Origin of the sequence: Pseudonocardia sp. DSM 110487 (assembly GCF_019468565.1) — a bacterium.
GTDB lineage: Bacteria > Actinomycetota > Actinomycetes > Mycobacteriales > Pseudonocardiaceae > Pseudonocardia.
Window position 1 is genome coordinate 6781450 of record NZ_CP080521.1, and the last position, 16864, is coordinate 6798313.

15 protein-coding genes are annotated in these 16864 nt (G+C 74.0%); 6 read left to right on the forward strand and 9 right to left on the reverse strand.

Annotated elements, in window-relative coordinates; translation table 11 throughout:
* Positions 1 to 9: 9 nt before the first annotated feature.
* The 4 genes from K1T35_RS31660 (at position 10) to K1T35_RS31675 (ending at position 7247) form a co-directional block, all read left to right on the forward strand.
* Positions 10 to 924: a DMT family transporter gene (locus K1T35_RS31660; protein WP_220255442.1), complete on the forward strand. Its 915-nt coding sequence runs from the start codon at positions 10 to 12 to the stop codon at positions 922 to 924.
* A gap of 48 nt (positions 925 to 972) precedes the next feature.
* Entirely contained in the window at positions 973 to 5655 is a 4683-nt protein-coding gene (locus K1T35_RS31665; protein ID WP_220255443.1) for an ATP-dependent helicase, read from the forward strand.
* 76 nt (positions 5656 to 5731) lie between these two features.
* Entirely contained in the window at positions 5732 to 6187 is a 456-nt protein-coding gene (gene yidD / locus K1T35_RS31670) for a membrane protein insertion efficiency factor YidD (protein WP_220255444.1), read from the forward strand.
* A 118-nt stretch (positions 6188 to 6305) separates the two neighbouring features.
* Positions 6306 to 7247: an alpha/beta hydrolase gene (locus tag K1T35_RS31675; protein WP_220255445.1), complete on the forward strand. Its 942-nt coding sequence runs from the start codon at positions 6306 to 6308 to the stop codon at positions 7245 to 7247.
* On the opposite strand, the gene K1T35_RS31680 is transcribed toward K1T35_RS31675, so the two are convergent.
* The 3 genes from K1T35_RS31680 to K1T35_RS31690 all read right to left on the reverse strand — a co-directional run bounded on the left by K1T35_RS31680 (position 7237) and on the right by K1T35_RS31690 (position 9604).
* Positions 7237 to 8325, reverse strand: a complete 1089-nt coding sequence (locus K1T35_RS31680; RefSeq protein ID WP_220255446.1) for a CdaR family transcriptional regulator — start codon at positions 8323 to 8325, stop codon at positions 7237 to 7239. The two genes, K1T35_RS31675 and K1T35_RS31680, sit on opposite strands and share 11 nt — an antisense overlap.
* A gap of 21 nt (positions 8326 to 8346) precedes the next feature.
* Positions 8347 to 9222, reverse strand: a complete 876-nt coding sequence (gene yidC / locus K1T35_RS31685; RefSeq protein ID WP_220255447.1) for a membrane protein insertase YidC — start codon at positions 9220 to 9222, stop codon at positions 8347 to 8349.
* A gap of 88 nt (positions 9223 to 9310) precedes the next feature.
* Positions 9311 to 9604, reverse strand: a complete 294-nt coding sequence (locus tag K1T35_RS31690; protein WP_220255448.1) for a DUF6412 domain-containing protein — start codon at positions 9602 to 9604, stop codon at positions 9311 to 9313.
* A 60-nt stretch (positions 9605 to 9664) separates the two neighbouring features.
* Here K1T35_RS31690 and K1T35_RS31695 point away from each other — a divergent pair, with 60 nt between their 5' ends.
* Positions 9665 to 10405: a GNAT family N-acetyltransferase gene (locus tag K1T35_RS31695; RefSeq protein WP_220255449.1), complete on the forward strand. Its 741-nt coding sequence runs from the start codon at positions 9665 to 9667 to the stop codon at positions 10403 to 10405.
* A gap of 160 nt (positions 10406 to 10565) precedes the next feature.
* Here the strand turns inward: K1T35_RS31695 and K1T35_RS31700 are convergent, their stop codons facing one another.
* The 4 genes from K1T35_RS31700 to K1T35_RS31715 are packed head-to-tail and all read right to left on the reverse strand — an operon-like array spanning position 10566 to position 14230.
* Entirely contained in the window at positions 10566 to 11195 is a 630-nt protein-coding gene (locus tag K1T35_RS31700; protein ID WP_220255450.1) for a response regulator transcription factor, read from the reverse strand.
* Positions 11195 to 12526 (reverse strand): sensor histidine kinase, encoded by a 1332-nt coding sequence (locus K1T35_RS31705; RefSeq protein ID WP_255620962.1) that lies wholly within the window; start codon positions 12524 to 12526, stop codon positions 11195 to 11197. The genes K1T35_RS31700 and K1T35_RS31705 overlap by 1 nt, the downstream gene beginning before the upstream one ends.
* 4 nt (positions 12527 to 12530) lie before the next feature.
* Positions 12531 to 13316, reverse strand: coding sequence for an ABC transporter permease (locus K1T35_RS31710; RefSeq protein ID WP_220255451.1), 786 nt, complete (start codon positions 13314 to 13316; stop codon positions 12531 to 12533).
* A gap of 17 nt (positions 13317 to 13333) precedes the next feature.
* Positions 13334 to 14230 (reverse strand): ABC transporter ATP-binding protein, encoded by an 897-nt coding sequence (locus K1T35_RS31715; RefSeq protein WP_220255452.1) that lies wholly within the window; start codon positions 14228 to 14230, stop codon positions 13334 to 13336.
* A 189-nt stretch (positions 14231 to 14419) separates the two neighbouring features.
* Here K1T35_RS31715 and K1T35_RS31720 point away from each other — a divergent pair, with 189 nt between their 5' ends.
* Positions 14420 to 15247: a DNA-formamidopyrimidine glycosylase family protein gene (locus K1T35_RS31720; protein ID WP_220255453.1), complete on the forward strand. Its 828-nt coding sequence runs from the start codon at positions 14420 to 14422 to the stop codon at positions 15245 to 15247.
* 95 nt (positions 15248 to 15342) lie between these two features.
* Here K1T35_RS31720 and K1T35_RS31725 read toward each other — a convergent pair whose 3' ends face one another.
* Both K1T35_RS31725 and K1T35_RS31730 read right to left on the reverse strand, forming a co-directional pair.
* Positions 15343 to 16149: a PspA/IM30 family protein gene (locus tag K1T35_RS31725; RefSeq protein WP_220255454.1), complete on the reverse strand. Its 807-nt coding sequence runs from the start codon at positions 16147 to 16149 to the stop codon at positions 15343 to 15345.
* A 279-nt stretch (positions 16150 to 16428) separates the two neighbouring features.
* A complete protein-coding gene (locus K1T35_RS31730; protein WP_220255455.1) occupies positions 16429 to 16863 on the reverse strand; it encodes a helix-turn-helix domain-containing protein in 435 nt (144 codons plus the stop codon).
* Position 16864 lies beyond the last annotated feature (1 nt).

A 16864-nucleotide genomic window follows, 5' to 3' on the forward strand; every position in this document is an offset into this window, starting at 1 on the left:
CTCGCTACCATGGACCGACAGGCGCACGCGGTGACAGGCACGGCACTCGTCGTGCTGTGGAGCTCGGGTTTCATCGGGGCGGAGCTCGGCACCCGCTACGCCCCCGCCGACACGCTGCTGGCCTGGCGGTACGTGGTGGCCGCCGCGCTGCTCGCCGGGCTCGCGGCCGCGCTGGGCACCCGCCTGCGGCCGCGGGCGCTGCTGCGGCAGGGCACGCTCGGACTGCTCTGCCAGTGCCTGTACCTGGGCGGGGTCGTCACCGGCGTCGGCCTCGGCGTACCCGCGGGCACCACGGCCCTGATCGCCTCCGTGCAACCGCTGCTCGTCGCCGCCGCCGCGGGCCCGATGCTCGGCGAGCACGTCGGGCCGCGCGGACGCGTCGGGCTCGTGCTGGGCCTGGCCGGGGTCGGCTTCGTCGTCGCCGGTGACCTCGGCCTCGGCGACGCGCCGTGGTGCGCGTTCCTGCTGCCGGTGGGCGGGATGGCGGCGCTCACCACCGGCACGCTGCTGGAACGGCGGTGGCGCCCGGCCGAGTCGCCACTGGAGTCGCTCACGGTCCAGACGGTCTTCGCCGCCGGCGTCTTCCTCGCGGCCGCCGGGGTGGGCGGGCACCTGCAACCGCCTGTCGCCCCGGAGTTCTGGTGGGCCGTGGCCTGGGTGGTGGTGCTGTCGTCCTTCGGCGGTTACGGCGCGTACCTGCTCGTGCTGCGGCGCGGCGGGGCCGTCCGCGTGAGCACCCTGCTCTACCTCACCCCGCCCACGACGATGCTGTGGGCGTTCCTCATGTTCGGCGAGGTACCGGGCCCGCTCGCGGTGCCAGGGGTAGCGGTCTGCGCCGTGGGGGTCGCGCTGGCGCTGACGGATGGTCGGTCGAGCAACCGGCCGGTGGTCGCGGCGCGAGGTTCAGGAACGCCGCGTTCCTGAACCCGGGATGTCCTCGCGTGGCCGGAACTGTCGGGGCACAGGCGCATCATGGGTTCCGTGAGTGCGCTCCACGGTTTCTCCCCCGCCACCCGCGAGTGGTTCCGCGGAGCCTTCGCCGCGCCCACCGCCGCCCAGGAGGGCGCATGGGCGGCGGCGCAGGCGGGCCGGCACGCGCTCGTCGTCGCTCCCACCGGCTCCGGCAAGACCCTCGCCGCGTTCCTGTGGGCGCTCGACCGGCTCGCGGCCGGTCCACCTGCCGACGCGGCTCACCGCTGCCGCGTGCTGTACGTGTCCCCGCTCAAGGCACTGGCCGTCGACGTGCAGCGCAACCTGCGCTCCCCGCTCGCCGGCATCCGCCAGTCCGCCACACGGCTCGGCCTGCCGGTCCCCGACATCACGGTGGGCATGCGCACCGGCGACACCCCGGCCGACGAGCGCCGCCAGTTCGCGCGCACCCCGCCCGACGTGCTGGTCACCACACCGGAGTCGCTGTTCCTGCTGCTCACCTCGGCGGCGCGCGAGTCACTGCGCGGGGTGCAGACCGTGATCGTCGACGAGGTGCACGCGGTGGCGGCCACCAAGCGCGGCGCGCACATGGCGCTGTCGCTCGAGCGGCTCGACGAGCTGCTCCCCCGGCCCGCGCAGCGGATCGGGCTCTCCGCAACCGTGCGGCCCGTCGACGAGGTCTCCACGTTCCTCGCGGGCGCTCGCCCGGTGGAGGTGATCCAGCCGCCCATCCCGAAGACGATCGAGGTGTCCGTCCAGGTGCCGGTGCCCGACCTCGCCGCGCTCGACGAGCAGCCCGCGGTGGGCAGCTCCGACGAGGAGGTCATCGGGTCCGCCGCGGGCACGGCGCAGCGGCCGTCGATCTGGCCCGCCGTGGAGCGGCGGCTACTGGATCTCGTGCGGGAGCACCGGTCCACGATCGTCTTCTCCAACTCGCGGCGGCTGGCAGAGCGGCTCACGGCCCGGCTCAACGAGCTGGCGGCCGAGGAGGTCGAGGAAGCCGTCGATCTGGACGCCTTCCCCGCGGAGGCGATCGGCCAGTCGGGCATCGGCGGCGGGGCCATGCCCACGGTCGCCAAGGCCCACCACGGGTCGATGTCGCGCGAGCAGCGCACCCTCGTGGAGGAGGAGCTCAAGAGCGGGCAGCTGCCGTGCGTGGTGGCCACGTCCAGCCTCGAGCTGGGCATCGACATGGGCGCGGTCGACCTCGTCGTCCAGGTGGAGGCGCCGCCGAGCGTGGCGTCCGGGCTCCAAAGGGTGGGGCGCGCCGGCCACCAGGTCGGTGCGATCTCGCGCGGGGTGGTCTTCCCCAAGTACCGGGGCGACCTCGTGTCCTGCGCGGTCGTCGCCGAGCGGATGACGACGGGTGCCATCGAGTCGATGCGCTACCCGCGCAACCCCCTCGACGTGCTCGCCCAGCACATCGTCGCCATGGTGGCCCTCGAACCGTGGCAGCTCGACCACCTCACCACGGTCGTCCGGCGGGCGGCGCCGTTCGCGGCACTGCCGGAATCGGCGCTGCACTCGGTGCTCGACATGCTCGCGGGCCGCTACCCGTCGGAGGAGTTCGGCGAGCTGCGCGCCCGCATCACGTGGGACCGCGTCACCGACACGCTGCAGGGCCGCCCCGGTGCGCAGCGCCTCGCCGTCACCTCGGGCGGCACCATCCCCGACCGCGGCCTGTTCACCGTCATGACGCCCGGTGGGGCCGACGGGCGCGGCTCGCGGGTGGGCGAGCTCGACGAGGAGATGGTCTACGAGTCGCGGGTCGGCGACACGTTCCTGCTCGGCACGTCGAGCTGGACGGTGCAGGACATCACCCACGACCGTGTGATCGTCACCCCGGCGCCGGGCCAGCCCGCCCGGATGCCGTTCTGGAAGGGCGAGCAGATCGGGCGGCCCCTCGAGCTCGGGCGGGCGGTCGGGGCGTTCGTGCGCGAGATGGCGGGCCTGTCCGACGAAGCGGCGCGCGAGCGGGCCGCGGCAGCGGGCCTCGACGAGTGGGCGATCGACAACCTCGTCGCCTACCTGCGTGAGCAGCGCGAGGCCACCCGCCACGTGCCGAGCGACCGCACCATCCTCGTCGAGCGCTTCCGCGACGAGCTGGGCGACTGGCGGCTGGTCGTGCACTCGCCGTTCGGGTCCAAGGTCAACGGGCCGTGGGCGCTCGCGATCGCGGCCCGGATGCGCGAGCGGCGCGGCGTGGAGGTGCATGCCTCCGCCGCCGACGACGGCATCGTGCTGCGACTGCCCGACGCCGTCGACGACTCCGGCGCCGAGGTCACGCCCACCGCCGAGGACGTGCTGCTCGAGCCCGCCGAGGTCGAGCAGATCGTCGTCGCCGAGCTGGGCGGATCCTCGCTGTACGCGTCCCGGTTCCGGGAGTGCGCGGCCAGGTCGCTGCTACTCCCCCGCCGCGACCCGCGCCGGCGCACACCGCTCTGGCAGCAGCGGCAGCGGGCGTCACAGCTGCTCGCCGTGGCGGGGCGGTACGAACAGTTCCCGGTCACGCTCGAGGCGATGCGCGAATGCGTGCAAGACGTCTACGACCTGCCCGGCCTGCGCGAGCTCATGACCGACGTGCAGGCGCGCAGGGTGAAGGTCGTCGAGATGACCACGCCGTCGCCGTCGCCGTTCGCGCGCAGCCTGCTGTTCGGCTACGTCGGGATGTTCCTCTACGAGTCCGACGCGCCGCTCGCCGAGCGCCGGGCCGCTGCACTGTCGCTCGACTCCACGCTCCTGGCCGAGCTGCTGGGCTCGGAGGCCATCCGCGAGCTGCTGGAGCCCGAAGTCGTCGCCGAGGTGGAGGCGCAGCTGCAGCGGCTCGCCTCCGACCGGCACGTCCGTGACGCCGAGGGCGCCGCCGACCTGCTGCGGTTCCTCGGCGCCCTCACCACCGCCGAGGCCGCCGCCCGTGGCGCCCGAGAGGAGTGGATGCACGAGCTGGAGGCCGCCCGGCGGGCCATCCGGGTGCGGATCGCGGGCGAGGAACGCTACGTGGCGATCGAGGACGCCGGGCGGGTGCGCGACGCGCTCGGCGCCGCGCTCCCCGTCGGGGTGCCGGAGGCGTTCACCGAGCCGGTCGCCGACCCCCTCGGTGACCTCGTGCTGCGCTACGCCCGCACCCACGGGCCGTTCGCGGCGGCCGAGTGCGCCACCCGGTTCGGGCTCGGGGTCGCGGTGGTGGCGGGGGTGCTCGACCGGCTGGTCGGCACCGGACGCCTCGTCCGCGGCGAGCTGCGCCCGCTCGCCCTGCAGCCCGCGGCCGCACACGCCGTAGACCCGGTCGAGTACTGCGATGCCGAGGTGCTGCGTCGGCTGCGGCGGGCCTCGCTCGCCCGGCTGCGGTCCGAGGTCGAGCCCGTGGAGCAGCAGGCACTCGGGCGGTTCCTCCCCGCATGGCAGGGTGTCCAGTCGGCGCCGGGCGGGGAGCGGCGCGGCCGGATGCGCCGGGCACCGGGCGCGGAGGACGTGCTCGGCGTGGTCGAGCAGCTCGCCGGGGCACCGCTGCCGGCGAGCGCGCTGGAGTCGCTGATCCTTCCGGCGCGGCTGCCCGGCTACACCCCCGCGCTGCTGGACGAACTCACGGCGGCGGGCGAGGTCACCTGGACCGGATGCGGCCCGCTCGGCGGCACCGACGGCTGGCTCGCCGTCGCCCCCGCCGACGTCGCCGACCTGCTGCTGCCAGAGCCCGAACCCGACACCGTCACCACGCCGCTGCACCGCGCGGTTCTCGCCGCACTGGGCCTGCCCGACCTCGACACCCCACCCGTCGGCGGCGGTGCGCTCTTCTTCCGCGAGCTCGCCGACCGCGCGGCGCGCACCCTGCTCGACGACGGGGAGCAGGCGCCCGCCGACGACGCGGTGGTCGGCGCGGTCTGGGACCTGGTGTGGGCAGGCCTCCTCACCAACGACACCCTCACCCCGTTGCGAGCTCGCCTGGGCGGCGCCGGCCGGTCCGCGCCCGCCCACCGCGCGCGGCGCGGCCCCGGCCGTGGCCGCTACGCCCAGCTGCGGGCCGGGCGCCCCGCCATGCCCACCCGCACCGGCGCGCCGTCCGTCGGCGGACGGTGGTCGCTCGCGGTCGCTCGCGACCCCGATCCCACCCGCCGGGCCCACGCCCGCGCCGAGGCGTTCCTGGAGCGCCACGGTGTGCTCACCCGCGGCGCGCTCGGCACCGAGCGGGTGAGCGGCGGGTTCGCCGGTGTGTACCGGGTGCTGCGGGCGATGGAGGACTCCGGGCGCGCCCGCCGCGGGTACGTCGTCGAAGGGCTGGGAGCGGCCCAGTTCGCCGTGCCCGGCGCGATCGACCGGCTGCGGGCCCTGTCGCGTCCCGAGGGCGGCGCGGAGTCACAGCCCAGCAGCGTGGTGCTCGCCGCCGCCGACCCGGCCCAGCCCTACGGGGCCGCCCTCGCATGGCCCGCCACGGTCGGCGAGAGAAAGCACCGCCCCGGCCGCAAGGCGGGCGCGCTCGTGGTGCTCGTCGAGGGCGCTCCGGCGCTGTACGTGGAGCGGGGAGGGCGGTCGCTGCTGTCGTTCGGCACCGAGCGGCACGAGCTGGTCGCGGCCGCCCACGCACTCGCCGGTGCCGTGCACGAGGTGTGGCTCGGCAGCCTGGCGGTCGAGCGCGCCGACGGGGTCGGTTCCCTCGGCTCCGACCTGGCCGAGGTGCTCACCGAGGCTGGGTTCCGGGTCACGCCCAAGGGGCTGCGCCTGCGCGCCTGACCGCCCTCGACCGGACCTCCGGCATGATCCCGTCGCGGCACGTCACCCGAACGGGTCGGTCGCGGAGGAGGAACGGGTGGCAGAGCACGGGGGGCCCGGCGACGAGACCGAGCGGCGGCGCGAGCGGCGACGGCGGCGGCGCGAAGAGCGCCGGGACACGGCCGAGGCGGTCGGCGACACCTGTGAGCTCCTCGATTCCGTCCGGTCCTGCGGCTCCGGTTGCGCGCGGCTCGGCGGGGGGCGTGGCGGTGGGGGTGGGGGTGGCGACGGCTGCAACTGCGACGGGCCATGCAACTTCCCCCTGTTGCGCGTCTCGCCCCTGCTCCTGCTGGCGGCGGCCGTGGTGCCGGCGCGCGGGGCGAGCGCGCTGGTAAGCGCAGCGCTGCTCGGCTACCAGCGGTGGCTGAGCCGCTTCACGCCCACCTGCCCGTCCACACCGAGCTGCAGCGCCTACGCACTCGCCGCCGTCGCGCGCCACGGGGCGCGTCGCGGGCTCCGGCTGGCCGCCGCCCGGGTACGGGCCTGCGGCTGAGCCGGTCCGCACGCTCGTCGGGCGACCAGCCGTGGAATCCCGACGCGCGGCGGATGCCCCATGGCCCGCTCGGCGAGGACGATCAGTGGTGCCCGCACCGCCTGCCGTGGAGGAACCCATGAGCTACCTGTTCGACCCCGAGCTCGCCGCCGCGGTGGCGATGATGCCGGTCGTCGAGATCTCCGACGTCCCGACCGCCCGTGCGCACGTGGCTGAGATGTTCGCCTCCGCGTTCGGCGAGCCCGACCGTTCCGGCGTGCAGGTCCGCGACGAGCTCGTCCCCGGGCCGGACGGCGCGCCCGACGTGCGGCTGCGGATCTACACCCCGGACCGCCTGGTGGCGCCCGCGGCGATCTACGACGTCCACGGCGGCGGTTTCATACTCGGGTCGATCGACTCGTTCGACGGGCCCAACCTGCGACTCGCCCGCGAGCTCGGCGTCACGGTCGTCACCGTGGACTACCGGCTCGCGCCCGAAAACCCATACCCGGCCCCGCTGGAGGACTGCTACGCCGGGCTCGTGTGGGTGGCGAAGAACGCCGACGCGCTCGGCATCGACCCGGACCGGATCGCGATCCACGGCGAGAGCGCGGGCGGTGGGCTGTGCGCCGGCCTCGCCCTGCTCGCCCGCGACCGCGGCGGCCCGTCCATCGCGTTCCAGTACCTCGGCGTACCCGAGCTGGACGACCGCCTCGACACGCCCAGCATGCGCGCGTTCACCGACACACCGATCTGGAACCGGCCGAACGCCATCGTCAGCTGGGACTCCTACCTCGGCCCTGGGAGGCGCGGCACCCCCGACGTCCCGATCTACGCCGCACCGGCCCGGGCCACCGACCTCACCGGGCTGCCGCCTGCCTACGTCTCGGTGATGGAGTTCGACCCGCTGCGCGACGAGGGCATCGCCTACGCGCATGCCCTGATGCACGCCGGTGTCTCGGTGGAGCTGCACGCGTTCCCGGGGACGTTCCACGGCTCGGCCATGGTGGAGCAGGCCGCGGTGAGCCGGCGCGAGGCCGACGAGGCGCTCGTCGTGCTGCGCCGCGCCCTCAAGATCTAGAGAGCCGCCGCGCGAGCAGGGCGAACCGGGCGCGGAAGCGGTCGCCGGGCTCGTCGAGGCTCCAGCCCAGCTCGTTCTCGACGTGCGCGAGCCGGTCGGCCACGGAGCTGTGGTGCAGGTGCAGCAGCGCCGCGGCCTTGCGCAGCGACCCGGTACGGCAGAAGGCCTCGAGCGCGGCCACGTCGGTGGCAGGCAACGCGTCCAGCGCCGCGACGTCGGGCTGGGCGCGGAGCCGTTCGGGTGGCAGCTCACCCAGCAGGACGACTGACCCCAGCTCGGCGTGATCGATGATCGCGTCGTCCGGGGTCGCGAAGCGCAGGGCGAGCTTCGCCTGCTTCCAGGACGAGCGGGCCTCCAGCCCCGGCACCGGCCGGCCGACGCCGACCCGTACCGCCGGTGCGGCGTCGTGCTCGCCGGCCCGCTCTGCGTACGCCGCCCGGAGGTCCGGCACCACCGAGGCGGCCGACACCCGCGGCTGCAGCAGCATGACGGCCCGCCCCCCGATGACGGCCACGCGGGCCGCCCGCAGGGGCCGCCCGCGGGTGACGAGCGCGACCGCGGCCGCGCCCGGATCGCCGTCGGCCGCGACGGCGAGCGCGCGCACCGGGAACTCGGTGTCCAGGCCGAGCAGCCGCAAGGCCCTCGCCCGGTCCTCCGGCGCCTCCCGTTCGGCGAGCACGAGCTCGACGAGGCCCGGATCGGCCAGGTCCGGGGCGGGCGTCCGCCGATGCGGGACCACGAGCAGGCGGGCGCTGATCACGAGCCGCTCGAGCACGAGATCGTCCAACGGGCCGTGGCCGCTGTCCCTGGCGAGCCACACCCGGCCGATGTCGGGCCCGATCTCGACGATGCCGGTGATTGCGACTTCGCTTGCCGGCGAGCCGTCCGGGCGGAACCGCAGCGGCTCCACGCCCGGCCGGTCCATGCCGGCCGGACACTCGGCGAGCGCCGCCGTCGCGCGCACCAGCTCCGCCGGTGTGGCTCCGCGCTCCACGAGGGCGTCGAAGTAGGCGATCACGCGCACCGCCGCCTCGGCGTCCGCGTCGACCGCCGAGAGCCGCAGTAGCAGACCCTTCACCCGGCCAGCGTACGGCGCGGATCAGCGCCGACGGCGGCTCCGACGATGCCCGGACGAATGCCGCCGCTGTGCCCGGGCCCGCGTCCCCGGATCGCTGCGGGCAGCGGTTCGGGTTGCCGCAAGGCCACCTTCCTGCAACGGGCCCTTGGCAGGCCGGAGCACCAGCCATTGCTGCACCAGCGTCCAGGCGCTGTTCGTGAGCCAGTAGAGCAGGATCGCCACCGGGAACGGGAAGAACGCCCCGCCGACCATGACGCCGAGCGGGAAGACCCATGGCGTCCACCGCATGATCCCGGCGAGCGGGCCGTCCGCAGGCTGTTGGCGCAGCGACAGCCGGGCCGTGAGATGCGTCGCCAGTGCGGCGAGCAGGATGAGCGGCACGGTGACGGCCGCGACCTCCCAGCGCTCGATCCCGGCCACGTCGAGGTGCGGCATGCTCAGGTATGCCGGGAGCGGCACCCCGAACAGCCGGGCCTCGAGGAACGAGCGGACCTCGTCGGCGCCGAACGCGTAGTTGGCGAGCTGGGCGTTCGTGAAGCTGGTCAGCACGTGCAGCAGGCCGAAGAACACCGGCACCTGCAGCAAGGCCGGCAGGAGCATGCTCGTCGCGCTCACCCCGTTCGCCCGCTGGAGCGCATTCGTCTCCTGCAGGAGCCGGGCCGGATCGTCAGCGTGCCGTTTGCGAAGGTCGGCGAGTCGCGGCGCGAGCTCGCGCATCACCCGGGCGGACCGCACCTGGGAGAGCATCGGCCGGATCAGCAGCGCTCGGAGCGTCAGCACGAGGAACACGACGGAAAGTGCCCACGCGGCGCCACTCGCGGGGCCGAGCAGGAATCCGAACAGCTGGTGCCAGCACCACATGACACCGGAGACGGCGAAATAGAGAGGGTCGAACAAGGCGGTATCGAACAAAGCGGTATCGAACAAGGCAGCACTCCACGGAAGCCGGATCTGACGGATGCGTCGACCGGCGGCGTGGATCTGCCTACGCCGCCGGGAGGAGCTCCGACGGCGCTCGGGAGCGGGTGTGCCCGGGGGCGTCCGGGTCGCGATGGCGGGGCACGGGCCTGCGGGCAAGGGCCCGATGGTGGTCGCGGGCGGCGACGACCGGGCCGGTGCCGGTGAGCGCGGGCAGGACGCTGGCCACCTCGCTGGCCACGGCCCATGCGACGACGAGGGTGCCGATGGCACCGACGAGAAGGGCCGGCTCGGCGGTGCTGCCCGCCAGCATCGCGAAGATGGCTCCGGCGAGAGCGACGAGTCGCAACACCGGAGCCATGCCCGCCACGCTACCGGTAAACGGTGGCGGCCGGATCACGGTCGCGGCAGGCTCCACGGCGTGCTCACCGTCGCGCCCGGCCCGCTACGCCCCTGGTTCACGCCCGAACGACCGGGCCCGCTGGTCTTCGAACACGTCGCGCGCACCGGCCACGGCCGGGTACGAGTGGACCGCTGGCCCGATCCGCGGGTGGTGGTCGCCGAGCTGCCCGGCAACCTCTCGTTGCGCGGCGACCCGGAACACCTCCCGTCGCCGGACCTGGCCGAGCTCACCGGCTTCGTCGACGCCCCACCCGAGTGGCTGCCCGCCCTGCGCGCTTCCGACCCCGGCACCGCGCCGTGGGATCGGCTGATCGCCGTGCTGCCCGCCGACGCACCGACCCCGGAACCCGACCCGGACGTCCGGCTGCTCACCAGCGACGACGCACCCGCACTCGCCGGTCTCAGCACCGACAGCGCGTGGATCGCCGAGACGTGGGGCGGCGTTGCGGGCATGCTCGCGGCGGGCGTCGCCCGTGGCGTGCTGGTGGACGGGAAGATCGCCGCGATCGCGGTGCCGTTCTACCTCGGCGGGACCTACGAGGACATCGGTGTGGTCACCGAGCCCGACCACCGCAGGAAGGGGCTCTCCAGTGCGTGCGCCGGCGCGCTGATCGGCGACATCCGCGCCCGCGGCCATGTGCCCACGTGGTCGACGTCGCCGGACAACCTCGGCAGCCGCGGCGTCGCGGCCCGGCTGGGCTTCGTGCACGAGCGCGACGACGTCCTCTTCGCGCTCCGCACGCCGATCCCGACCTCTTAGTGTCCCCCGCCGGAAGTCCGCCGAATAATTCGGCGGCCCAGGCCCACGCTGGCCGCACCGGCCGACGGCCCGAGTACGTCCAGTACGAGGCCCGCCGTCCGGCGCACCCAGCGAGAACCTGGATCCACCGACTTACCCAACGGACTTCCGGCGGGGGACACTAAGGGCTCAGCAGGCCCCGCTGGTAGCCCGCCGCCACCGCGGACGCGCGGTCGCGCACCTCGAGCTTGGCGTAGATGTGCAACAGGTGGGTCTTGACCGTGGCCTCGCTGATGAAGAGCCGCTGCGCCGTCTCCCTGTTCGTGGAGCCGGCCGCGACGAGCCGCAGCACCTCCAGCTCCCGCGCGGACAGCGCGTCCCGCGCCGGGCCGCGCACCTGGCCCATGAGCCGGCCGGCGACCGCGGGCGAGAGCACCGCCTCGCCGCGGTGGGCCGCCCGCACGGCGCGCAGCAACTCCTCGCGCGGGGTGTCCTTGAGCAGGTAGCCGGTGGCGCCCGCCTCGATCGCGGGGAGCACGTCCCGGTCGGTGTCGTAGGTCGTCAGCACGAGCACCCGTACGTCCGGCGCCGTGCGGCGCAGCTCCCCGATCGCCTCGACGCCGCCCATGACCGGCATCCGCAGGTCCATCAGCACGACGTCCACCGGGGTGGCCCGCGCCCGCGCCACCGCCTCCGCGCCATTGCCCGCCTCGCCGACCACCCGCAGGTCCGGCTCCCCGTCGAGCACGCCACGCAGGCCGTCGCGGACGACGGGGTGGTCGTCGACGATCAGCACCCGGATCGGATCCATCACCTGACCTCCGCCGGGATCGCGGGCACGCTCGCGCTCAGCGCCGTGCCCTCACCCGGCGCGCTCTCCACGCTGACGGTGCCGGCCACCCGCCGCACCCGCTGTTCCATCGCGACCAGCCCGAACCCGGATCCATCCACCGCGCCAGGCATCTGCTCGGGCACGAAGCCGCGCCCGTCGTCGCGGACGTCGAGCACCACCACGTCGTCCATGTAGGACAGCGTGAGCCCGACGCGGCTGGCACCCGCGTGCTTGCCCACGTTGGTGAGCGCCTCCTGTGCCGCTCGGAACAACGTGACCTCCAGCTCTGGCAGCAATGGGCGCGGATCCCCCGTGGTGTCGAGGATGAGCTCGACGCCGCGCGCCTCCGCCCACCGCTTCGCCATGTCGGCGATCGCGTCGGGGAGCTGTGTCTCCACGAGCTGCCGCGGTCCGAGCGCGTCCACCGAACGGCGGGCCTCGGTGAGGCTCTCGCGGGCGAGCGCGCTGGCGGTGTCGATGTGCCGGCGCCGTACCTCCGGATCGCCGTCGGCCACACCGGCCGCCTCGAGCTGGGTCACGATGCCGGTGAGCCCCTGCGCGATCGTGTCGTGGATCTCCCGCGCCAGCCGCGCCCGCTCGTCGAGCACGCCCGCCTCGCGGGCCTGCGCGAGGAGCCGGACGTGCAGCGCGGCGTTCTCCTCCATCGTGTCCGAGAGCCGCCGGTTGGCCTCGTTCAGCTCGACGATCATCTCGCGGCGGCGCTGCGACTGCTGCGACGTCAGCATCCCGAGGTAGGTGAACCCTCCCCCGAGGGCGACGTTGACGAGGATCAGGCCGATCCAGCCCGCGAAGTAGCCGGGGGTGATCGGCGAATCGGCGAGGCTGCCGCCGAGCTGCGAGTACGCCACCATGGTCGCGGTAACGACGATGCCCACCCAGCGCCAGCGGCCGTGCAGGTACGCGAAGGAGTGGACGTAGCCGGCGAAGGCCTGGAACGCGTAGAACGGCGACTGGTAGGTCAGCACCGCCATGAGCGCCAACAGCCCGACCATGTACACCGCGCCCCGGCGGGTGCTGGTCGCCGCGGCGCAAGGCGACTCATGCCGGACGAATGCGGACGACCATGCCGCCGTGACCAGCACCAGCGATCCCGTGACGAGCCAGTACGGCAGTGTCGGCGGGATGGCGATCGGGGTGAGAGCCGTACCGATGACGAGCCCGGCGTAGGGCACGACCCGCTCGATCGCGGAGTCGACCTTGTCCGCGTGCTCGTCGAGCTCGTCCCCGGCGAGCATCCCGGCCGCCCGACGAGCGGCGTCGGACGTGATCGCCCGCGCCTGCTCCGTCACCACCTCACTCCCACCGGAACAACCTAACCGCCACGCCGGCTGCGACGGCCGCGGTCAGCGCCATCACCACGAGCTGGACCGGATCGGCACCGCCGCCCGTCCAGGCGCCCTGCAAGGCGCCGGCGCCCGGCGGAACGAACTCGCCGATCCGCACGACGACGTCCGGCAGCAAGAACTTCGGCAGGTACACGCCGGCAAAGAACTGCGTCAGCATGAAGGCGACGGTGCCCATGCCGGCGGCGACCCGGGCCCGCGGCGCAACGGCCGCGATCACCAGGCCGATTGCGAACACCGCGGCCGTCCCGCAGACGAAGGCCAGCCCGAAGCCCAGCGGGTGACGCGGTGCCGGTACTTCGAACACCGCGACGGCTACCGTCACCATCAGGACCGTGCCTACGGCGACGGCCACGAAGTTGAGCAGCAGCTGGACGACGAGCACCGCGGCGGGGCTCGCCGGCGTCGCCGACAGCCGCCGGAGGATCCCCTTCTCCCGGTACGTGGCCAGGCCGGTCGGCAGGTTCTGCAGGCCGAGCACGGCGATGCTGATCGCGAGCAGCGACGGCGCGTAGAAGTCGACGAACCGCATTCCGCCGAACACCTCGGACGGCTCGCGCAGCGCGCGCACCGCGCCGAGGCCCGCGAGCACTGCGGCCGGCAGACCGACACCGAGCAGCGAGGTGAACTTGTCGCGCAGGAACAGCCGGGTCTCTGCCCGGGCCAACGCGAGCAGCGGCTGCACATGGTTCACCCGCTGCTGGTGCTGGGCCGGCCGGGTCACGATCTCGGTCATGGCGAGAACCTCATTCCTCACCTGGCACTGCCGGTCAGCGCGAGGAAGGCGTCGTCGAGGGTCGCCTGGTCCAGGCGCAGGTCGATGACGACGACCTTCTGGCGGGCGAGCGTCGAGGTCACAGCGGTGAGCAGCTCGCCGTTGCCGGTCACCTCGACCTGCTGGCCGCCACGCCGCACGGACGCGACCTCTGGCAGGGCGGTTAGCACGGCGTCGTCGAACGACCGCGACGGGCGGAAGCGCAGCCGCTGGGGGAGGCTCGCGACGAGGCCGGCCGGGCTGTCGATCGCCACGACCCGCCCGGCGTCGATCACGGCGAGCCGGTCGCAGAGCCGCTCCGCCTCCTCCATGAAGTGGGTCACAAGCACGACGGTGACGCCGGCGTCGCGGATCTGTTCGATGGCCGCCCACGTGTCGCGGCGGGCCTGCGGGTCGAGCCCGGTGGTCAGCTCGTCGAGGATCGCGACCCGCGGGTTGCCGACGAGCGCCAGCACGATCGACAGCCGCTGCTTCTGCCCACCCGACAGCTTCCCGAACGCGGTCTTTCGCTTGGCGTCGAGACCCCAGCGCTCGATCAGCTCGCCGGGATCGACCGGAGCCGGGTAGAAGGACGCGAACAGCTCGACGGCCTCGCCGACCCGCATCTTCTCCGGCAGCTCGCTCGCCTGCAGCTGGATGCCGAGCGCGCGGCGAACCGCGGTACGGTCGCGCTGCGGGTCGAGCCCGAGCACGGAAATCGTGCCCCCGTCGGCGGAGCGCAACCCCTCGATGCACTCCACCGTGGTGGTCTTCCCCGCGCCGTTCGGGCCGACGATGCCGAAGATCTCCCCCTCCTCGACGGCAAAGGAGACGTCGCGTACCGCGATCTGGTCGCGGTAGCGCTTGTGCAGTTCGTGTACCTCGATGACGGCCACTCCCGAAGCGTGCTGCGTCGGCGATCCGCGCGAATCGATCGTCTTGCCACGACGATTCCGACCGGGAGGCGGAGCCGGGGCCCACCGATCGGTGGATGCCCTCTGCCGGTCAGCTGCATCAGCACTGCACCAGAACCTGGAGGCGCCGACTCGCTCGACGCGGGTCGGAGCCGCGCTACCGTCGCCCACGTGCCCGAAGGCGACACCGTCCACCTCACCGCGAAGCGGTTGCGTGCGGCGCTGGCCGGGCACCTGCTGGTGCGTGGCGAGCTACGCCACCCGCAGCTCGTCGAGCACGATCTCGCGGGTCGCACCGTGCTCGACGTCGGGTCCGTCGGCAAGCACATCTTCACCCGGTTCGACGACGGCCGGAGCCTCCACAGCCACCTGCGCCTGGACGGCGCATGGCACCTCTACCGGCCCGGCATGCCGTGGCAACGCCCCGCCCACCAGGCCCGCGCCGTGCTGGAGACGACCGAGCGCACGGCCGTCGGGTTCGCGCTGCACGACCTGGAGCTGCTGCCCACCGCCGAGGAGGACCGGCTCGTCGCGCACCTGGGCCCCGACCTGCTCGATCCCGCATGGAGCGACGACCACGCCGCCGAGGCGCTGCGCCGGTTCACCGCGCGCGGGCAGTCCGAGCTGGGGCTCGTGTTGCTCGAGCAGCGGGTGATGGCCGGCGTGGGCAATCTCTACAAGACCGAGGTGTGCTTCCTACTCGGCCTCTCCCCGTGGACGCTCGTGCGCGACGTCCCCGACCCGGCCGCCGCCATCGCCCTCGCCCGCGATCTCCTGCTGCGCAACGCCGACCGCCCGCAGCAGTCCACCACCGGCGAGCTCGCCCGCGGCCGGCAGCACTGGGTGTACGACCGCGGCGGACAACGCTGCCGCCGCTGCGGCACCCGCATCCGCACCGCGAAGCAGGGCGACGGCGTCTACGCCCGCATCGCCTGGTGGTGCCCCACCTGCCAACCCGGCCCCGCCCCGACACCGCACACCCCGACTCGCGCGCACTGATCCCGCGACTCGCCTACATCGAGACCGCGACTCGCGGAACGACGACGCCGCCCGGCCCCGGTGGGGCGGGCGGCGTCGGGTGTTGCGTCTGCTGCTCAGGCGGTGCCGGACTGCTGCTGCTTGTTGAGCTGGGTGGGGGCAGCGGCCTGGTCGCCCGCGGTGACCTCGCCGGCAACGGGCGTGCCGTGCAGGGAGGCGCGGATCTGCTCCAGGCGGCTCGCGCCGGCCATGTCCACCGTGGACTGCTGGACCTCCAGCATGCGGCCCTGCACCGAGTTGGCCGCCAGGTCGGCCTGGCCGAGTGCGTTGGCGTAGCGGCGCTCGATCTTGTCGCGGACCTCCTCCAGCGACGGGGTGTTGCCCGGCGCCGCGAGCTCGGTCATCTGCCGCAGCGAGGCGGCGGCCTGCTCCTGCATCTTGGCCTGCTCCAGCTGGCTGAGCAGCTTGGTGCGCTCGGCGATCTTCTGTTGCAGCAGCATCGAGTTGCGCTCGACGGCCTGCTTGGCCTGCGCGGCGGCCTGGATGGACTGGTCGTGCAGCGTCTTGAGGTCCTCCACGGACTGCTCCGAGGTGACCAGCTGCGTGGCGAACGCCTGTGCGGCCTGCTCACGCTGCTGGGCGGTGGTCTCGTCGCCCGCGGCGCGGGCCTGGTCGGCGAGCACGAGCGCCTGCCGCGCGGAGGCCTGCAGCTTCTCGATCTCGCCGAGCTGCCGGTTCAGCTTCATCTCCAGCTGACGCTGGTTGCCGATCACTGCCGCCGCCTGCTGGGACAGCGCCTGGTGCTGACGCTGGGCCTCCTCGATGGCCTGCTGGATCTGGATCTTCGGGTCGGCGTACTCGTCGACCTTGGACGAGAACAGCGCCATCAGGTACTTCCAGGCCTTCGTGAAACCGTTGGCCATCTGCTCCGCCCTCCGAGTGCGGCGCGCTCGCCGCTGCCTGTCCGTCGTTCCGGCCACCCGACCTGCCTGCCGGATGCGCTGGGCCCCATCGTGGCACCGGATCGGCCCGGCTTCCACTGATCGGCGACGATATCGGGGATCATCCGGAGGTCGCCGTCGGGGCGACCCGGACCTCAGGCTACCGGGCGGAGCCGGAATACGAGGGCGTCCGACACTCGGCAGACACAGTTCGGGCGCCCGCTTGTGAAGCGGGCGCCCGAATGGAGCAGGTGGGAACTCTCAGGCGGCGCGAACCGACGCCAGCGCAACGGGCTGCGGAGCGACCGGCTGCGGAGCGGCGGGGCGCGGCGCCACCGGGGCGACGGGAGCGACCGGCGCGGCGGGGGTGAACGGACCCTCGTCGGCGGCGGTGGCCAGGCGCAGGTCCATGTGGCGCAGCCCGATCGGGCGGCGCAGCCGGGTGGCCTCGGCCGCCACGGCCTCGGCGGCGATGGCCTCTGCGGCCTCGGCGAGCAGGTCGCTGAGGGCGATCTCGAGGGCATCGCAGATCGCGGCGAGCAGCTCGCTCGACGGTTCCTTGCGACCGCGCTCGACCTCGGAGAGGTAGCCGAGGCTCACCCGCGCGCGCCGCGACACGTCCCGCAGCGTGCGTCTGCGTGCCGTGCGCACGCGCCGCAGGCTGCCGCCGATCGCCTCTCTCATCAGCACCGCCATG

Excerpts from the sequence above, each read along its gene's own strand:
- K1T35_RS31690 (WP_220255448.1), bottom strand. The coding sequence starts at position 9,604 with ATGGCTCCGGTGTTGCGACTCGTCGCTCTCGCCGGAGCCATCTTCGCG.
- K1T35_RS31665 (WP_220255443.1), top strand. The coding sequence starts at position 973 with ATGGGTTCCGTGAGTGCGCTCCACGGTTTCTCCCCCGCCACCCGCGAG.
- K1T35_RS31710 (WP_220255451.1), bottom strand. The coding sequence starts at position 13,316 with ATGACCGAGATCGTGACCCGGCCGGCCCAGCACCAGCAGCGGGTGAAC.
- K1T35_RS31660 (WP_220255442.1), top strand. The coding sequence starts at position 10 with ATGGACCGACAGGCGCACGCGGTGACAGGCACGGCACTCGTCGTGCTG.
- K1T35_RS31730 (WP_220255455.1), bottom strand. The coding sequence starts at position 16,863 with ATGGCGGTGCTGATGAGAGAGGCGATCGGCGGCAGCCTGCGGCGCGTG.
- K1T35_RS31675 (WP_220255445.1), top strand. The coding sequence starts at position 6,306 with ATGAGCTACCTGTTCGACCCCGAGCTCGCCGCCGCGGTGGCGATGATG.
- K1T35_RS31700 (WP_220255450.1), bottom strand. The coding sequence starts at position 11,195 with ATGGATCCGATCCGGGTGCTGATCGTCGACGACCACCCCGTCGTCCGC.
- K1T35_RS31725 (WP_220255454.1), bottom strand. The coding sequence starts at position 16,149 with ATGGCCAACGGTTTCACGAAGGCCTGGAAGTACCTGATGGCGCTGTTC.